The 16,164-nt window shown below is 64.8% G+C and carries 17 protein-coding genes; 11 read left to right on the forward strand and 6 right to left on the reverse strand.

Annotated features, from left to right (window positions below):
* The first annotated feature begins 283 nt into the window (after positions 1-283).
* From H618_RS0100970 to H618_RS0100995, 6 genes are all read left to right on the forward strand, one after another.
* Positions 284-1,096, forward strand: a complete 813-nt coding sequence (locus tag H618_RS0100970; protein ID WP_028693276.1) for an energy transducer TonB — start codon at positions 284-286, stop codon at positions 1,094-1,096.
* 36 nt (positions 1,097-1,132) lie between these two features.
* Positions 1,133-1,855 (forward strand): MotA/TolQ/ExbB proton channel family protein, encoded by a 723-nt coding sequence (locus H618_RS0100975; protein WP_028693277.1) that lies wholly within the window; start codon positions 1,133-1,135, stop codon positions 1,853-1,855.
* Between the two features lies 1 nt (position 1,856).
* Positions 1,857-2,258, forward strand: coding sequence for an ExbD/TolR family protein (locus H618_RS0100980; protein ID WP_028693278.1), 402 nt, complete (start codon positions 1,857-1,859; stop codon positions 2,256-2,258).
* A gap of 166 nt (positions 2,259-2,424) precedes the next feature.
* Positions 2,425-3,006: an alpha/beta hydrolase gene (locus H618_RS0100985; RefSeq protein WP_028693279.1), complete on the forward strand. Its 582-nt coding sequence runs from the start codon at positions 2,425-2,427 to the stop codon at positions 3,004-3,006.
* Positions 3,007-3,074: 68 nt separating this feature from the next.
* Positions 3,075-4,064, forward strand: a complete 990-nt coding sequence (locus H618_RS21070; RefSeq protein ID WP_050577175.1) for a sigma 54-interacting transcriptional regulator — start codon at positions 3,075-3,077, stop codon at positions 4,062-4,064.
* A gap of 137 nt (positions 4,065-4,201) precedes the next feature.
* Positions 4,202-4,987, forward strand: a complete 786-nt coding sequence (locus tag H618_RS0100995; RefSeq protein ID WP_028693280.1) for a MetQ/NlpA family ABC transporter substrate-binding protein — start codon at positions 4,202-4,204, stop codon at positions 4,985-4,987.
* A gap of 83 nt (positions 4,988-5,070) precedes the next feature.
* On the opposite strand, the gene H618_RS0101000 is transcribed toward H618_RS0100995, so the two are convergent.
* The 3 genes from H618_RS0101000 to H618_RS0101010 are packed head-to-tail and all read right to left on the reverse strand — an operon-like array spanning position 5,071 to position 8,858.
* A complete protein-coding gene (locus tag H618_RS0101000; protein ID WP_028693281.1) occupies positions 5,071-5,892 on the reverse strand; it encodes an alpha/beta fold hydrolase in 822 nt (273 codons plus the stop codon).
* Between the two features lie 6 nt (positions 5,893-5,898).
* The gene (locus H618_RS0101005; protein ID WP_028693282.1) at positions 5,899-8,277 is read right to left on the reverse strand and encodes a penicillin acylase family protein; all 2,379 of its coding nucleotides are present in this window, start codon (positions 8,275-8,277) and stop codon (positions 5,899-5,901) included.
* Complete coding sequence (locus H618_RS0101010; RefSeq protein ID WP_028693283.1) at positions 8,274-8,858, reverse strand: DUF6436 domain-containing protein; 585 nt, start codon at positions 8,856-8,858, stop codon at positions 8,274-8,276. The genes H618_RS0101005 and H618_RS0101010 overlap by 4 nt, the downstream gene beginning before the upstream one ends.
* Positions 8,859-8,975: 117 nt before the next feature.
* On the opposite strand from H618_RS0101010, the gene bipL reads away from it, so the two are divergent.
* Complete coding sequence (gene bipL / locus H618_RS0101015; protein ID WP_028693284.1) at positions 8,976-9,902, forward strand: phospholipase BipL; 927 nt, start codon at positions 8,976-8,978, stop codon at positions 9,900-9,902.
* On the opposite strand, the gene H618_RS0101020 is transcribed toward bipL, so the two are convergent.
* Positions 9,903-10,655, reverse strand: a complete 753-nt coding sequence (locus tag H618_RS0101020; RefSeq protein ID WP_028693285.1) for a DUF2059 domain-containing protein — start codon at positions 10,653-10,655, stop codon at positions 9,903-9,905.
* 138 nt (positions 10,656-10,793) lie between these two features.
* On the opposite strand from H618_RS0101020, the gene H618_RS0101025 reads away from it, so the two are divergent.
* Both H618_RS0101025 and H618_RS0101030 read left to right on the forward strand, forming a co-directional pair.
* Complete coding sequence (locus H618_RS0101025; RefSeq protein ID WP_033727392.1) at positions 10,794-11,423, forward strand: 2OG-Fe(II) oxygenase; 630 nt, start codon at positions 10,794-10,796, stop codon at positions 11,421-11,423.
* Positions 11,410-11,928, forward strand: a complete 519-nt coding sequence (locus H618_RS0101030; protein ID WP_028693287.1) for a 2-thiouracil desulfurase family protein — start codon at positions 11,410-11,412, stop codon at positions 11,926-11,928. Before H618_RS0101025 ends, H618_RS0101030 begins: the two co-directional genes overlap by 14 nt.
* On the opposite strand, the gene H618_RS0101035 is transcribed toward H618_RS0101030, so the two are convergent.
* The gene (locus tag H618_RS0101035) at positions 11,912-12,394 is read right to left on the reverse strand and encodes a transporter substrate-binding domain-containing protein (RefSeq protein WP_028693288.1); all 483 of its coding nucleotides are present in this window, start codon (positions 12,392-12,394) and stop codon (positions 11,912-11,914) included. The genes H618_RS0101030 and H618_RS0101035 overlap by 17 nt on opposite strands.
* A 269-nt stretch (positions 12,395-12,663) precedes the next feature.
* Positions 12,664-13,893, reverse strand: coding sequence for a phosphoglycerate dehydrogenase (serA, locus tag H618_RS0101040; protein WP_028693289.1), 1,230 nt, complete (start codon positions 13,891-13,893; stop codon positions 12,664-12,666).
* Between the two features lie 170 nt (positions 13,894-14,063).
* On the opposite strand from serA, the gene H618_RS0101045 reads away from it, so the two are divergent.
* Both H618_RS0101045 and H618_RS0101050 read left to right on the forward strand, forming a co-directional pair.
* Positions 14,064-15,464, forward strand: a complete 1,401-nt coding sequence (locus H618_RS0101045) for an FAD-binding oxidoreductase (protein ID WP_028693290.1) — start codon at positions 14,064-14,066, stop codon at positions 15,462-15,464.
* Positions 15,465-15,482: 18 nt separating this feature from the next.
* Positions 15,483-16,148: a fumarylacetoacetate hydrolase family protein gene (locus tag H618_RS0101050; protein ID WP_028693291.1), complete on the forward strand. Its 666-nt coding sequence runs from the start codon at positions 15,483-15,485 to the stop codon at positions 16,146-16,148.
* The last annotated feature ends 16 nt before the right edge of the window (positions 16,149-16,164 follow it).

The following is a 16,164-nucleotide window of genomic DNA, read 5'->3' on the forward strand; positions in this document are numbered from 1 at the left end:
GCCCCCATGGGCGGCTTTTTCGTTTCCATGGGGCAAGCGGCTGGCTGCCGGACGATGCCTGTCAGGTATATTTTCAATGCCGCTCAGGCATGCCATGCAATGGCTTTGCTTTGCAGCCCTGAAGATCCGCGACTTCGGGCGCTGCGATCACGCTAAATATCAGCTTTAGTTATAACTTTAATTTTAAACATTACTTTATGCGATAAGCCTGGCTGTCGATGATTCGCTCACAGGGTGCCCCGTGGCGCGCTGTTTCGAATCAACGCCCCCAGGAGCTCGTTCAATGGGTAATGTCCAGACGGCCGTCAAGGCTTACGACCTGCCATGGCGCCCGGCGCCGGGTGATCTGGTCGAGCTTGGACGCACGCTACGCGTGCCGCTGGCTCAACTACGTCTACAACGCACGCCGTTCAGCGGCCTCAAGGGCCGTGACAAGCTGCTGCTGGGTTTGCTGGTGGTGGCACTGCATGGCGCGGCTGCCTACTGGATCAGCCAGGCGCCGACGCCGGCACTGCCGGTGGTGCCGCCGCAGATTCCGCCGATGACCATCGAGTTCGCCGCCCCGGCGCCACCGGTGGTCGAACCGCCGCCGCCTGCGCCTGCTCCGCCAGTGGTCGAGCCACCGCCACCGCCGGTGGTGGATGAACTGGCTGCCAAGCCTGCGCCCAAGCCGGTACCCAAGCCCAAGCCCAAACCGCTGCCCAAGCCAGTCGCCAAGCCCGTGCCCAAGCCGCAGCCACAGCCAGAGCCGGTTCAAGCACCACCGCCGGCAGCGGCGGCCGCGCCAGCTCCGCCGGCACCCAAGCCTGCACCGGTCACTCCGCCTTCGGCCAATGCCGCCTACCTGAAGAATCCGGCACCCGAATACCCGCAGCTGGCCCAGCGTCGCGGCTGGGAAGGCACCGTGCTGCTTCGCGTGGAGGTCTTGCCCAGCGGCAAACCCGGACAGATTCAGCTGCAGAAGACCAGTGGCCGCGATGCCCTGGATGCTGCCGCCATCGCCGCGGTCAAGCGCTGGAGCTTCGTGCCGGCCAAGCAAGGCGACGTGGCCCAGGCGGGCTGGGTCAGCGTCCCGATCGATTTCAAACTTCGTTAACCGGCGTCCATCGACCGAACATAGGAAGGCCCTATCATGAGCGTGTTGGCATCCCCCCTCGAATCCGTTGAAAGTGCAGTCATCTGGCTGCTGGTTGGTTTCTCCGTCGCCACCTGGGCGCTGGCGCTGATCAAGATCACGCAGTTCATACGCCTGAAACGTCAGGACAAACGTTTCCACAGCCACTTCTGGGCTGCCTCCAGCCTCGACTCTGCGGCTGAGTTCAGCCAGACCCAGCCAGGCCCCGCCGCACGTGTTGCCCAGGCAGGTTACGCAGCCATCGCCGTGGCCGAGCCGGGCCAGAGCAGTGACCTGAGCCACGCCATCAACCACCAGGACCGCCTCGAACGCGCCTTGCGCCAGCAGATCGTGCGTGAACGACGTTCGCTGGAAAGTGGCTTGGCGGTGGTTGCCAGTATCGGTACCACGTCGCCGTTCATCGGCCTGTTCGGTACGGTGTGGGGCATCATGGAAGCGCTCAAGGGCATCAGCGCCGCAGGCTCGGCCAGCCTTGAAACCGTGGCAGGGCCCATTGGCGCTGCCCTGGTGGCCACCGGGGTCGGCATTGCCGTCGCCGTGCCGGCGGTGCTGGTTTACAACTACTTCCTGCGTCGGCTCAAGCTGACCACGGCCGACCTCGATGATTTCGCCCACGACTTCTATAGCCTGGCGCAGAAGAGCGCGTTCCGCGTGCTGCTGCACCCGGCCTTGCACAAGCACCAGGCTGGCCCAGCGGTTGCCGTGAAGGAGGCGTCCTGACATGGCTTTTTCGACCCAGGACAGCGACGAGGTCCTCAGTGAAATCAACGTCACGCCGCTGGTAGACGTCATGCTGGTGCTGCTGGTGGTGTTCATCGTCACCGCGCCGCTGCTGACCAACGCCATTCCCATCAACCTGCCCAAGACCGAGGCGGTGGCGCCGGTCGAGCAGAAAGACCCGCTGGTGGTCAGCATCGATGGCTCGGGCAAGCTGTTCATCAACAAGGACGAACTGCCGTCCGACGGCCTGGAGGCGCGGCTCAAGCGCGCCAAGCTCGACGACCCAGAGGTGCGCGTGCAACTGCAGGCCGATGATAGCGTGAACTACGGCGAGGTGGCGCGGGCGATGGCGGCGATCGAGCGCGCGGGAATCAGCAAGCTGGCGGTGATCACCGCGCGCTGAGTGTGAGTGGAATCAGGCAAGCCTTCAGGGTCGGTCTCTTGGCAGAGGTCGACCCTTTTTTTGATCTGGATTTATGGTTATTAACAAATAGCTTCTTATTCCTTTACGCATATAACACCACCCTTATAATCGGCCACATCAATGCACACGTTAGGGAGGCGTACCCATGCGCAATGAGTCGATCCGCTATCTGATCGTGCCGGGCTGGCAAGGATCGCCAGACAACCATTGGCAGAGTCACTGGCAGCGCACACTGCCCAACAGCGCGCGGGTCGAGCAGCTCGACTGGTTCACCCCGCAGCGCGAGGACTGGGTGTCGGCGCTGGAGCAGGCGATTGCCGCCGAGTGCTCGCCGGTGATTCTGGTGGCCCATAGCCTGGGTTGCGTCACCGTGGCGCACTGGGCCGCACAGGCCAGCCCGACCCTGCTGCGCCGGGTGCGCGCGGCATTGTTGGTGGCGCCTGCCGACGTCGAGCGCCCTGGCTGCGCGGCTGCGCTGCGCAACTTCGCACCGATTCCCAGGCAGCGCCTGCCGTTCGCCACCCATGTGGTGAGTTCCGATAACGACCCCGCCGTCAGCGTGCCACGGGCGATGTGCCTGGCCCAGGACTGGGGTGCCGAGGTGGGCTTGCTGGCCAGCGCCGGGCATATCAACGTCAAGTCCGGGCACGAGCGCTGGGAGCAGGGCTTCGCCTACCTTTATCGATTGCAGGGCCGGGCCGAACAGCGCAGCTTGCGCCGCGCCTGACGCGCCTCTGCCATCACCGTTTTCCGCGTACACGCCAGGGCCACCGATGCCGTGGTGGGAGTGTTCACATGACGTTGCACGACACCTTCGGCCAGCCGCTGCTGACCTTCCCCGAGCTGGACAAAAGCCCGCTGAGCATTCGCGCCAAGGCGCTGGTGTTCGTCGATCCGCGCTCGCAGCAGTTGCGCGACGAGCTCGAACGCCTGGCGCCGCAACCCTTGCCCGTGCTGATTCGCGGCGAGACCGGTAGCGGCAAGGAACTGCTGGCGCGACAGATCCACCGGGCCAGCGATCGGGTCGGGCTGTTCGTTTCGGTCAATTGCGCGGCGATCAGTCCGACCTATGCCGATGCCGAGCTTTTCGGCTACAGCGCCGGCAGCCATGGCGGCACGGCCAGCGGCCGCGCAGGCTGGTTTGGCTCGGCCAACGGCGGCACGCTGTATCTGGATGAAATCGCTGACCTGCCGCTGGCGATCCAGGGCAAGTTGCTGGCAGCGCTGGAAAACCGCGAAGTGACCCGCGTCGGCGCGCAGCGGCCGCAGGCAGTGGATGTGCGCCTGGTAGCAGCGTCGAGCATCGACCTTGCCGATGCGGTGCGCGCAGGGCTGTTCAACGAGCGGCTGTACCACTACTTGCACGAGGGCGAACTGCTGTTGCCGGCGTTGCGCGCACGCGTGGGTGACATCCTGCCGCTTGCCGAGTACTTCGTGGGCATCTACAGCGCCCGGCTGGACCGCCCCGTGCCGTTGCTCAGCGAGGCGGCGCAACTGGCCTTGGAAGGGCACGACTGGCCGGGTAATACCCGCGAGCTGGAAAACGTCATCCACTTTGCCCTGTTGGTCAGCCACGGACCTGAAGTGCTGCCTGAACACCTCGGGTTGCCACCTGCCGACCCCATCGAACAGCTGGCCGCCAAGGTGGCGCAACTCGGTGCCAGCCGCGAGCCGCAGACACTGGCACGACTGCGCGACACCCTGCGTCAGGCCCTGGCGCAGCTGGAATCCGGCGAGTCGGGGCAGGGCGTTGTGGGGAGCAGAAACAACGGGAATAACGACTGATCAATTTGGAATAAGAAGCAAATCAAAAGATATTGTTAAGGCATAAGTATTACCGGTATTGTCCGCCTCACGCCGGCCCATCGCTGTGCTCGGCCGCACCTTGTCGACCCCGTACTCGCACACTTTCAAGGAACATCATGAAGAAGACGTTGCTGACCACGGCCCTGGCCGCTGCCCTTGCATTCACTGGCCTGGCTTCGGCGGCTGAAAAACTGGTGGTGGCTGCCACCCCGGTGCCGCATGCCGAGATCCTCGAGCTGATCAAGCCGACCTTGGCCAAGGAAGGTGTGGACCTGGAAATCAAGGTCTTCACCGATTACGTGCAGCCCAACGTACAGGTCGACCAGAAGCGTCTGGATGCCAACTACTTCCAGACCCTGCCATACCTGAAGAACTTCAACGAAGGCAAAGGCACCAACCTGGTGACCGTGGTCGGCGTGCACGTCGAGCCGTTCGGCGGCTACTCGAAGAAGGTCAAGAGCCTCGACGAGCTCAAGCAAGGCGCGACCGTCGCCATTCCCAACGAGGGCAGCAACAGCGGCCGCGCCTTGCTGCTGCTGCAAAAAGCCGGGTTGATCACCCTGAAAGACCCGAACAATGCCCTGGCGACTCCCAAGGACATCGTCAAGAACGACAAGAAGCTGAAATTCCGTGAACTGGAATCGGCCATGCTGCCGCGCGTTCTCGACCAGGTCGACCTGGACATGATCAACACCAACTATGCCCTGGAAGCCGGCCTGAACCCGGCCAAGGATGCGCTGGTCATCGAAGGCAGCGACTCGCCATACGTGAACTTCCTGGTGGCTCGTCCAGACAACAAGGACAGCGATGCCATACAGAAACTGGCCAAGGCCCTGACCAGCCCTGAGGTGAAAGCCTTCATCGAGAAGAAATACCAGGGCGCGGTACTGCCAGCGTTCTGATGCCACCGCTTCGCTGCACCCGCAGCGAACGCAAGCGGCCCCCCACAGCGTGTGCATGGCACCTGTGGGGTGTCTGCCGCCACTCAGCCCGCCGCGCGCGGCAGCCAGTTCAGCAGAAACTCATTGATCACCTTGGGGTTCTCCAGGCTGGAGATGTGCCCGGCATCGGGGATCTGCGCCGCCAGGCAGCCGATCAGCCGGGACATTTCAGTGGCTTCGGCGGGCGGACGCGGGATGTCCTGATCGCCCCCCAGGACGATGCTGCGCTCGGCAGGCAGTTGGCCGAGCTGTTCGAGCAGGTTTTCCCGACCGAAGATCAGCCGGCCCAAAGGGTCGATGCTGTTGCGAATGGTCTCGGCGCTGAAGGCTTTCAGGTCGTTGCGAAAGCGCTCGCGTACTTCCGGTACGGTGGCCCCACCGGCGTGGAAGAAGATCGGCACGATGATGTCCAGCAACGGCTCGGTGAACTCACCGGCTTGTGAAGCGGCGTCGAGCAGGGCGAAATAGCGCTCGCGGGTGGCATCGGGTTCAGCACCCAGGTAGGTGTCCATCAGCACCAGGCGGTCGACTCGCGACGGGTGCGCAAGGGCCAGGTGCACGCCCCACATCCCGCCCACCGACAACCCCACGACATGGCAGCGGCTGATGTTCAGGGCGTCGAGCAGTTGCAGGTACTGGCGCGTCAGGGCGGCCATGTCTGTGGTGCCGGGTGGCGGCGCCGCCGAGTCGCCGTGGCCCCACAGTTCAGGGACGATCACCCGGTAGCGGCTCGACAGGGCCTCGACCTGCGGCGCCCACATTTCGGCAGACCACAGGTAGCTGTGGCCCAGCAGCACGACCGGCCCCTGGCCTTGGTCGACGTAGCTCAGGCGTGCGCCATCGATGTCGATGAAGTGTTTGTCCATGGCGGGCTATTCCTTTTGAGTAGGATTGGCGGGCAGCAAGCGTAGCGTGCTGCGACCATCCTCCGTGGGCGGCTGCGCCGGGAAATCTTGTCCAGTTATGTATGCCTGGGCCTGGTCGGCGTAGTGACGGTCGAAGGGCACGCCGCTCTGCCCGACCGGGTTGAGGGTGCGTGCCAGTTGCGGGTGGGCGAAGTCGATCACCCGTCGCGTCGAGGGGCCATAGGTGACGGGCCAGGGCGCCGGGCCGATTTTTGCCGACAGGTTGTTCGGCACTTCGTGGCTGCCCGGTGCTTCGAACGGGCCTACGTCCAGCAGCAGGTTCAGCGGTTTTTTCGCTCCCAGCGGGTGGTGATGGGTGAGGGTGTGTGCCTGGCCCCAGCGCCAGTCCGCCGGATCTTCACCGTATAGCGCTTGCAGGTGGCTCAGGCTGCGTTGCCAGGCCAGGCGCACCACCGCCTCGCGCCCACTTGCCGATGGCTCATGGCGGTTTTTCCACCAGGGTGAGCCGGCATCGGCGGCCAGGCGCGGCAGCGCGGCATCGATGGCGCGGGTGCCCAGCAGCACCTCGAACCAAGTGTCGCCCAGCTCGTCATGCAGGGCGGCGAAGGCCAGCTCATAGAGGAACTGGTTGAACAGCGTGGCCGCCGTAGACTCCAGTGGGTAGTCGCCTTGCCAGTCTGCCAGGGCCTGAACCAGTGCCTGTTGCCGCTCGCCCTCGGCCACCCGGCGCAAGGTCGGCAGCAGCGGTGCCAGCGTGCGCGGGCCGTAGTCGCTGCCGACCTCGTGTTGCAGCGCCTGGCTGCGCGCGGTGTCCCACTGCGTGCCGCCTTCGCGCAGACGCTGGTCGAGGCGGCGGCCGCGGTCGGCAAGGTTGTAGTAGCCAGGAATGGCGACCTCGCCTGGCGGCTGTGCGTTGGCCGAGACCACGTAGCCGCGTGCTGGGTTTTCCTCCTGCGGGTTGTCGCTGAAGGGGCGAAAGCCCAGCTTGTCGGCGGCGTGGCTGCTGCCGTCGAGGAGGAACGCAGGATTGACGCCATCGGGGCGAATCGGCAACTGCGCCGCGGCCCACCAGCCGATGTCGCCGGCGGCGTTGGCCCACACCAGATTCAGCCCCGGAGCGTGGATCTTGCTCGCCGCTTCGCGCATCTGCGCCAGCGAGGCGGCGCGGTTGATCTGGTAGAAACCGTCGAGGATAGGGTTTTCGGTTTGCAGAAACGCCCACCACAGGGCAATCGGCGCATCGCCTGCGCTGTCGCCGAGCACGCGATTGACGATCGGGCCGTGGGCCGAGTGGCGCAGTTCGATCACCTGCGCCGGCTCACCTTTGACGGCAATCGATTCGGCGCGGCGTTCGAGGGTTTGCCAGCGCCCGTCGATCAGCACCTGCTCACTGTTGGCCGGATTGACCTGCTCGCGGACAAGGTCGACGTCATCGTTCTGGAACATGGTCAGGCTCCAGGCGAACTCGGCGTTGTGCCCGAGCAGGGCGAACGGGGTCAGCGCCAGGTGATGGCCATAGAGGTTGAAACCTGGCGCGCTCAGCTCGGCTTCGTACCACACCGACGGCACGGCGAAGCTGATGTGCGGGTCGCCGGCCAGCAGCGGCTTGCCACTGCGGGTATGGCTGCCAGACACCGCCCAGGCGTTGCTGCCCTCGAACTGGGCGATGCCGGTGAGCTGCAGGGCGTCGTGGCTGGTCTGCGCCAGATGCTCGAGGCCGCGCCAGTCGGCAGCGCTCAGGGGCGCGGCGACGCTGCCGGCGGGCTGCCAGTCGAGGTCGAACACACCCAGGTAGTCAGCGCCCAGTTGGTCGCGAATGTAGGTCAGCGCAGGTTCGGTGCGAAACGCTGCGGCGAAGCTGTAGGCCAGGTAGCCAGCAATGCTGAAGGTGTCTTCGGCGGTGAATGGGCGCGGGGTGATGCCGAGCAGGTCGAACTCCATCGGCCGATGTTCGGCCTGCCAGGCGTTGACGCCCTGGAGGTAGGCCTGAAGCGCCTGCCAGGTGGGGCTCTGGTGGTCGTGACGTTGCGCCATGCGCGTGGCGCGTTCGGTGATGCGCAGGCTGCGAAACAGCGCATCGGTCGGCACCAGGGCCTTGCCGAGTACTTCGGCCAGTTCGCCGCGGGCCAGGCGACGCATGAGCTCCATCTGGAACAGGCGGTCCTGGGCGTGCACATAGCCAAGTGCCCGGTACAGGTCGGCCTCGTTCTGCGCCTGGATATGCGGCACGCCGCGGGCGTCGTAGTCGACCTGCACCGGCGCCTGCAACCCGGCCAGGCGTAGCTCGCCGTGGCGTTGTGGCTGCTTCTGGTACAGATAGACGCCAACGCAGGTGGCCAAGGCGAGCACCACGCTCAGCGCCAGCAGGCTCAGACGGGTTTTCATCGAGGGGCCTCGGCGGTTGACCATGGACAGTAGCAGCCCACCGCCAGGGTGTTGGTCGCCGCCACCGTACGTCCGCCGTGCAGGGCCTCGAGGATGGGCTCGACGAAACTGTTGCCGGCATTGCACACCGCGCCTTCGCTCCACGGCCCGAAGTACACCAGTGTGCCGTGTCGATCCCAGATCGCCACGGCGGGGCTTGCCGGTAATTGCGCGCTGCCGGGCAGCGCTGGCAGTTCCGGCAAGCTTGCCAGAGGCTGCGGCAGCTGCCCGTGGCTGCCGGGTTTGCGCACGGTATAGAACTGCACGTCGTCGCCGGCGAAGCGTTGCACCAGCTCGCTCAGGTGCTGCTGGTTACCGACGTTGCAGGGGCAGGTTGGGTCCCAGAAGTGCACCACGCGAATCGCCCCGGGGCCGGCGATTTCGGCCGGCAGCCGCAACAGGCTGCCGTCGAACAGGGTGGCCTGATGATCGAACGTGCGCAGGTAGCGGGCCTGGAAACGCTCGTAAGCGAACCAGGCCACGGCGGCGCCGAGCAGCGCCAGCAGGACGAGCGACAGGGTGGAGCGAGAAGGGCTGGACATGGGCGATCCACGGATGTCGCGCTGCGGCGCTGGCGATGAACGAGTCGCCCAGCTTGCCACGGCGTGAGCCAGAGCTGAATATCGCAGGTCAATGCTTGCTTGATTCGGACTTGCCCCATGCCTGCCAGTTTTCACCCCGACCTGTTGCGCGAAAGCCTCGCACCACTGAACGCGCGCGCCGTGCTGAGTGAGCAAGGCGTGCTCTACCAGCGCTTCTACGGCCTCGACTTGCCCACCCCGAGCAGCCTGGGCAAGTTCGAGGTGGCCGGCTTCGAGGTGGTCGGACAGGCATGGCTGCCAGCGCAGCCGGTGGCGACGCTGTTCCTGCTGCATGGCTTCTATGACCACATGGGGCTGTTCCGTCACGTCATCGAATGGGCGCTGGGCAAGGGCTATGCGGTGCTCAGCTGCGACTTGCCGGGGCACGGGCTGTCGAGTGGGCCGCGGGCCAGCATCGATGATTTCGCGGTGTATCAGCAGGTGCTCGATGCGCTGTTCATCCAGGCCCAGGCCCTCGAGCTGCCACAACCCTGGCACCTGTGCGGGCAGAGCACCGGTGGCGCCATCGTCGTCGATCACCTGTTGCACTGCGCCGAACAGAGCCCCGCGCAAGGCCAGGTGGTGTTGCTGGCGCCGCTGGTGCGGCCGCGCGCCTGGGGCCGCTCGAAGCTCAGCTATAGCGTGCTGCGGCATTTCGTCAGTGGTATCGAGCGGCGCTTCACCGACAACAGCAGCGACCCGGCCTTCCTGCCGTTTCTGCAGGCAGACCCTTTGCAGCCGCGGCGTCTACCGACCGCCTGGGTCGGTGCGCTGGTGCAGTGGGTCAAGCACATCGAAGCGGCGCCGCGCAGCAATCGGCCGTTACTGATCGTGCAGGGCGAGGCCGACGGGACGGTGGACTGGCAGCACAACCTGCGGGTGCTGCAGGACAAGTTCGCCAAGCCGCAGATTCTCATGCTGCCCCAGGCGCGCCATCACCTGGCCAACGAGTTGCCTGATGTGCGCCAGCAGTACTTCACGTTTCTCGGTCAGCACTTGGGCTGATCAGTTCAGGTCGGCGCCGCTCTGGCCCACGGCCAGGCCGGCGCGCACGGCAGCCAGCGCGGCCTGGTAATAGGCCTTGCCCTCGGCGGACTCGGCGAAGGTGGCGAATTCTTCCAGCTCGGTGTCAGACAATTCGCGATAGACATACAGCAAGGTGTTGTTCAGGTCGCTGCCGATCTGCTGCATCAGCCGTTGCCGCTGGCCGTCGAGCATGCCCTGCGCCTGCCCACCGCCGAACAGGCCAGGCAGCATCGAGCTCAAGCTGTCGGCGGCGACACCGGCGATGGCCAGGCTCACCTCCGCCCCGGCTTCGCGCGCAGGCAAGGCCCGCGCCAGGTGGTCGATGAGCAGCAGGCGGTTGTCGCTGGCCTGAATCTTCGGCAGCCCTTCGGCGTTTTTCGCCAGTTGGTCCTTGCGCGTGGCCAGCAGTTCGGCGGCGACCACCTTGCGCCCCAGCGGCGACTGGAAGAAGGTCAGCGCTGCAGCGGGGTCAGGCAGGGTGGCGCGCAGTTGGCTCTGGGCGCGGCGATCCATGGCCTGGGCCTGGAAGCGCTGGTTACTGTTGTTGACCAGGGCCTGGAACACCGCAGGCGGCAGGCTGTTGCGGTAGCGCTGCTGGGCGGCGCTCACGGCATCGGTGAAGTGGGCGCGTTGGTCGGCCCAGCCAGCGGCTTTGTACAGTTGATCGAGACTGTCTGCCCAGACAGGCATGGCGCAGATCATCAGCACAAGCAGGGAAAACGGACGGCGCATTCAGGACTCCTGTCGGCAGGGCGCCATTGTCCTAGGCACCGGCCTGATTTGTCGAGAACCCAAAGGCCGCTGCCCGTCAGGTGGTACGCGCGTACCGCCAGCGAAGCCTACTATTTGTGCGCTCGGGTTACCGCTATGATGCCGGCCATGACCCTACCTTCCGTACACCCGATGTTGTCGGCCATCGTCGACGATCTAGCCGCCCGTGGCTGGTCGCAGCAGGCCCTGTTCTTGCCCGGCGAGCTGATCCGCGCGCTGGCGGGCGAGTGTCGCCGCCGTTCGGCGGAAGGCGAGCTGGAGCCGGCGGCGATCGGCCGAGGCGATGCCCAGACCATCCGCGAGGCGATCCGAGGTGACCGCATCCAGTGGATCGAGCCGGGTGACGCAGACTGCTGCGACCGTTACCTGGAGGTGATGGATGGCTTGCGCCAGACCATCAATCGCGAACTGTTCCTGGGCCTTGAAGATTTCGAGTGCCATTTCGCCCTGTACCCCCCGGGTGCGTTCTACCGGCGGCACCTCGATCGCTTCCAGGATGACGACCGGCGCATGGTCTCAGCGGTGCTGTACCTCAACGAAGACTGGCAAGCCGGGCAAGGCGGGGAGCTGCGCATGTATTTGCGCGAGGGCGAGCACGATGTGCCCCCGCAGGCGGCCTCGCTGGTGGTGTTTCTGTCGGGCGATGTAGCCCATGAAGTGCTGCCGGCCAGCCGTGATCGGCTGTCGCTCACCGGCTGGTTCAGGCGCCGCGGCAATGACCCTTTCTGAGCTGCCCAAGGTGCTGGTCAGCGCCTGCCTGCTCGGCCAGCCGGTGCGCTATGACGGTCGCGCCAGTGGCCATCCGGATGTATTGCGCGGTTGGCAGGCCGAGGGTCGGGTGGTTGCGCTGTGCCCAGAGGTGGCCGGTGGCTTGCCCACGCCGCGCCCAGCGGCAGAGATTCCCGGTGGGCAGGGCGGGCAGGTGCTCGATGACCAGGTTCAGGTGTTGACCCTTGACGGCGAAGATGTCACCCAGGCCTTCGTGCGTGGTGCGCAGCAGGCACTGGCGCTGGTGCGGCAACACGCCATCGCTGTGGCGGTGCTGAAATCAGGCAGCCCGTCGTGCGGCAATCGCCTGACCTATGACGGCAGTTTCAGCGGGGTCAAGGTGAGCGGCGAGGGCGTCACTGCTGCACTGTTGCGCCGCGAGGGCGTGCAGGTGTTCAGCGAGCTCGAGCTGGAGCAGGCCAGCCAGGCCCTCGGGCGAATCGCAGTGCCTAGTGCGCCGCGGTAGGTTGCTCGGCAGGTTTCAGCCACTTGGCTTCCAGTTCGGCCAGGCGACCCGCTTCGCTCAGGCGCTGCAAGGCGTTGTTCACCGCGCTCTGGAAGGCCGGGTTGTCTTTCTGGAAGGGAATCACCCGTGTTTCGCTGCTGAACGGTTGGCTGGTGTCGATCTCGGCCTGGGCGGGCGCCTTCAGATCATTCAGCGCGATGTCATAGCGCCCGCTTTCCAGGCCCGGCACCAGTTCCGAGGCCGGCGCCTCGACGAAGGCGGCGCGTACATCCAGTTCATCGGCCAGGGCCTGACCCAGTTCCACGTCGTAGCCTGCCAGGTGCTCGCCGTCCTTGAAGGTGTAGGGCGGCGTGTCGGCCAGTACGGCAATGCGCAGTTCGCCCCGGTCGTTGACTTCATCCAGCAGCTCGGCCTGGGCCAATGGACTGATCAGTACTGCAAGCAGTACGCCAATGGTTAAACGCATGGGTGTCCCTTTTTTTGTGTCTGGCAGGTGAATGGCGTTCGCCGGCGCTGCTCCTGGCCGGTGAAGCGCAGGCTATGACCGTGCGCGGCGGGGAATGTTTGCCAAAGGGTGAATTTTTTCCCGCGCCAGACGGGCAGGCCAGATGGGCAGGCCAGACGGGCAGAGTAATGCAGAAGGGGTTGATTGGCCCAGTCATGATGATCCGGGCCGGTACGGCGCGCCCGCATACGGCCTGGCAGAACAGGCCGTATGCGGGCGAGCGCGACGTATCAGAACAATACGCGCGAGCGGATGGTGCCTTTGACGTGCTGGAGTTTTTCCTGCGCCAGGTCGGAATACTCGGCATCGACGTCGATGACCACGTAGCCAACCTTGTCGTCGGTCTGCAGGAACTGGCCGGAGATGTTGATGCCGTTTTCCGCGAACACGTTGTTGATTTCGCTGAGCACGCCCGGGATGTTCTCGTGAATGTGCAGCAGACGGTGCTTGCCAGGGTGCGCCGGCAGCGCCACTTCAGGGAAGTTGACCGAGGAAACGGTGGTGCCGTTATCGCTGTACTTGACCAGCTTCTCGGCCACTTCCAGGCCGATGTTGGCCTGTGCTTCGGCGGTGGAGCCACCGATGTGCGGGGTGAGAATGACGTTGTCCAGGCCGCGCAGCGGGCTTTCGAACTCTTCGTCGTTGGAGCGCGGCTCGACCGGGAAGACGTCGATGGCGGCGCCGATCAGGTGCTTGTCCTTGATCGCGGCGGCCAGGTGATCGAGCTCGACCACGGTGCCGCGGGCGGCGTTGATCAGGATCGAGCCTTTCTTCATGGCGCGGATTTCTTTCTCGCCGATCATCCACTGGGTGGACGGCAGCTCAGGCACGTGCAGCGACACGATGTCGGCCAGGCCCAGAAGTTCGTGCAGGTTGGCGACCTGGGTGGCGTTGCCCAGCGGCAGTTTGGTCAGCGGGTCATAGAAGTAGACCTGCATGCCCAGGCTCTCGGCCAGTACCGACAGCTGGGTACCAATCGAGCCGTAGCCGACGATGCCGAGCTTCTTGCCACGAATCTCGAAGGAGTTGGCAGCGCTCTTGATCCAGCCACCGCGATGGCACGAAGCGTTTTTCTCGGGGATGCCGCGCAGCAGCAGGATGGCTTCGGCCAGCACCAGTTCGGCGACCGAACGGGTGTTGGAGTACGGCGCGTTGAATACGGCGATGCCGCGCTGGCGGGCGGCATTGAGGTCGACCTGGTTGGTGCCGATGCAGAAGCAGCCGACCGCGACCAGTTTCTTCGCACAGTCGAAGATTTCTTCGGTCAACTGGGTGCGTGAGCGGATACCGATGAAGTGGGCATCGGCGATCTTTTCTTTCAGCTCGGCTTCGGGCAACGAACCAGTGAGGTACTCGATATTGGTGTAACCGGCTGACGTGAGGGTATCGACAGCGTTCTGGTGCACACCTTCAAGGAGAAGGAACCTGATCTTGCTCTTTTCGAGAGAAGTCTTGCTCATCTGCGTAAACCTGTATCCCGGAGAAAAATGGCGAGAAGTTGCAGCGGCGCGGCGAGGGTGCCTAGCACGAACAACGGGGGCGATATGCTACCATGCGCGACGCAATCTGCGCTGATTCCGCCACATGAAGCCTGTTCAGGCTGACCATGAATAGTCCGAGTGTTCCTGCCATGACCGACACCGCGGTACTCGCTGAACTCATGACGCTGGTCGCACCCGCCAAGGTGCTGACCGACCCCGCCTCGCTGCAGGCCTACGGCACCGACTGGACCCGCCAGTACCCGCCGGCACCCAGTGCCGTGGTGCTGCCCAGAACCATCGAGCAGGTCCAGGCCATCGTCCGTTGGGCCAACCGCCACCAAGTTGCGCTGGTGCCTTCGGGCGGACGTACCGGGCTGTCGGGGGCGGCGGTGGCGGCCTTGGGCGAAGTGGTGGTGGCGTTCGACCAGATGAACCAGATCCTCGGCTTCGACGCGGTCGATCGCAGCGTGGTCTGCCAGCCTGGGGTCATCACCCGGCAGTTGCAGGCCTTCGCCGAAGAGAACGGCCTGTATTACCCGGTCGACTTCGCTTCGTCCGGTTCCAGCCAGGTGGGCGGCAATATCGGCACCAACGCCGGCGGCATCAAGGTGATCCGCTACGGCATGACGCGCAACTGGGTCGCCGGGCTGAAAGTGGTCACCGGCACGGGAGAATTGCTCGAACTGAACAAGGGCCTGGTGAAGAACGCCACCGGCTACGACCTGCGCCAGTTGTTCATCGGTGCCGAGGGCACCCTGGGCTTCGTGGTCGAGGCCACCATGCGGTTGGAGCGCGCCCCGCGCAACCTCACGGCGATGGTGCTCGGCACGCCTGACTTCGATTCGATCATGCCGGTGCTGCATGCCTTCCAGGGGCAGCTCGACCTCACCGCCTTCGAGTTCTTTTCCGACAAGGGACTGGCGCACATCCTCGCCCGTGGCGACGTTCCGGCCCCGTTCGAGACGCCATGCCCGTTCTACGCCCTGCTCGAATTCGAAGCGCTCAACGACGAGGTCGCCGAGCAGGCTCTGGCCACCTTCGAGCGCTGCGTGGAACAAGGCTGGGTGCTCGATGGGGTGATGAGTCAGAGCGAAACCCAGCTCAGGAACCTGTGGAAACTGCGCGAGTACCTGTCGGAAACCATTTCCCACTTCACCCCGTACAAGAACGACATCTCGGTCACCGTGGCCAAGGTGCCGGCGTTCCTGCGTGAGATCGATGCGGTGGTCAGCCAGCATTACCCGGACTTCGAGGTGGTCTGGTACGGCCATATCGGTGATGGCAACCTGCACCTGAACATCCTCAAGCCGGCCCACCTCGACAAGGCGGCGTTCTTCGCCCGCTGCGCCACGGTCAACCAGTGGGTGTTCGAGATCGTCGAGCGCTACCAGGGCTCGATCTCCGCCGAACATGGCGTGGGCATGACCAAACGCGACTATCTGCATTACAGTCGCTCGCCGGCGGAAATCGCCTGCATGAAAGCGATCAAGGCGGTGTTCGACCCGAATGGCATCCTCAATCCGGGTAAGATCTTCGCCCCTGAACCCTAGTCAGCAAAGGAATCGGCCATGAGTTACCAGCACCAATACGTAGACGGCACGCGCATCCACTTTCCGCTGGGCAAGGTGGTGTGCGTGGGGCGTAACTACGCCGAACATGCCAAAGAGCTGAACAACCCCATTCCGACCGAACCGCTGCTGTTCATCAAGCCGGGCAGTTGTGTGGTGCCTGCCGAAGGTGGGTTCAACATCCCAGGCGATCGTGGCTCGGTGCACTTCGAGGCGGAAATCGCCGTGCTGCTGGGCAAGCCGCTGTCGGCCCAGGCCAGCGAAGAAGACGTGCGCGACGCCATTTCCGGCTTCGCCCCGGCGCTCGACCTGACCCTGCGCGATGTGCAGAGCAACCTGCGCGAGAAGGGCCTGCCGTGGGAAATTGCCAAGTGCTTCGACGGTGCCTGCGTGCTGCCGCCGTTCGTGTCCGCCGACGCCTTCGCCGACGTCAACGACATCCCGATTCGCCTGACCATCAATGGTGAAGTACGCCAGGATGGCAACAGCGCAATGATGCTCAACCCCATCGTGCCGATCATCCAGCACATGGCCGCGCAGTTCTCGCTGCAGGCAGGTGACGTCATTCTCACTGGCACCCCGGCCGGCGTTGGCCCGTTCCACTCCGGTGACGAGCTGGTGCTGGAGCTGCCGGGCGTCAGCCGTTTCGACAGCCGGGTGCTGTAAGTCGCCGCAGCGGCCA

It is taken from the genome of Pseudomonas cremoricolorata DSM 17059 = NBRC 16634, assembly GCF_000425745.1.
GTDB lineage: Bacteria > Pseudomonadota > Gammaproteobacteria > Pseudomonadales > Pseudomonadaceae > Aquipseudomonas > Aquipseudomonas cremoricolorata.

What these genes read in the sequence shown, in the direction of transcription:
- H618_RS0101025 (WP_033727392.1), top strand. Translation starts at nt 10,794, where the DNA reads ATGCCGGCCATGACCCTACCTTCCGTACACCCGATGTTGTCGGCCATC.
- H618_RS0101010 (WP_028693283.1), bottom strand. Translation starts at nt 8,858, where the DNA reads ATGTCCAGCCCTTCTCGCTCCACCCTGTCGCTCGTCCTGCTGGCGCTG.
- H618_RS0101020 (WP_028693285.1), bottom strand. Translation starts at nt 10,655, where the DNA reads ATGCGCCGTCCGTTTTCCCTGCTTGTGCTGATGATCTGCGCCATGCCT.
- H618_RS0101045 (WP_028693290.1), top strand. Translation starts at nt 14,064, where the DNA reads ATGACCGACACCGCGGTACTCGCTGAACTCATGACGCTGGTCGCACCC.
- H618_RS0100995 (WP_028693280.1), top strand. Translation starts at nt 4,202, where the DNA reads ATGAAGAAGACGTTGCTGACCACGGCCCTGGCCGCTGCCCTTGCATTC.
- bipL (WP_028693284.1), top strand. Translation starts at nt 8,976, where the DNA reads ATGCCTGCCAGTTTTCACCCCGACCTGTTGCGCGAAAGCCTCGCACCA.
- H618_RS0100970 (WP_028693276.1), top strand. Translation starts at nt 284, where the DNA reads ATGGGTAATGTCCAGACGGCCGTCAAGGCTTACGACCTGCCATGGCGC.
- H618_RS0101005 (WP_028693282.1), bottom strand. Translation starts at nt 8,277, where the DNA reads ATGAAAACCCGTCTGAGCCTGCTGGCGCTGAGCGTGGTGCTCGCCTTG.
- H618_RS0100975 (WP_028693277.1), top strand. Translation starts at nt 1,133, where the DNA reads ATGAGCGTGTTGGCATCCCCCCTCGAATCCGTTGAAAGTGCAGTCATC.
- H618_RS0101030 (WP_028693287.1), top strand. Translation starts at nt 11,410, where the DNA reads ATGACCCTTTCTGAGCTGCCCAAGGTGCTGGTCAGCGCCTGCCTGCTC.
- H618_RS0101035 (WP_028693288.1), bottom strand. Translation starts at nt 12,394, where the DNA reads ATGCGTTTAACCATTGGCGTACTGCTTGCAGTACTGATCAGTCCATTG.
- H618_RS0101000 (WP_028693281.1), bottom strand. Translation starts at nt 5,892, where the DNA reads ATGGACAAACACTTCATCGACATCGATGGCGCACGCCTGAGCTACGTC.
- H618_RS21070 (WP_050577175.1), top strand. Translation starts at nt 3,075, where the DNA reads ATGACGTTGCACGACACCTTCGGCCAGCCGCTGCTGACCTTCCCCGAG.
- H618_RS0100980 (WP_028693278.1), top strand. Translation starts at nt 1,857, where the DNA reads ATGGCTTTTTCGACCCAGGACAGCGACGAGGTCCTCAGTGAAATCAAC.
- H618_RS0100985 (WP_028693279.1), top strand. Translation starts at nt 2,425, where the DNA reads ATGCGCAATGAGTCGATCCGCTATCTGATCGTGCCGGGCTGGCAAGGA.
- H618_RS0101050 (WP_028693291.1), top strand. Translation starts at nt 15,483, where the DNA reads ATGAGTTACCAGCACCAATACGTAGACGGCACGCGCATCCACTTTCCG.
- serA (WP_028693289.1), bottom strand. Translation starts at nt 13,893, where the DNA reads ATGAGCAAGACTTCTCTCGAAAAGAGCAAGATCAGGTTCCTTCTCCTT.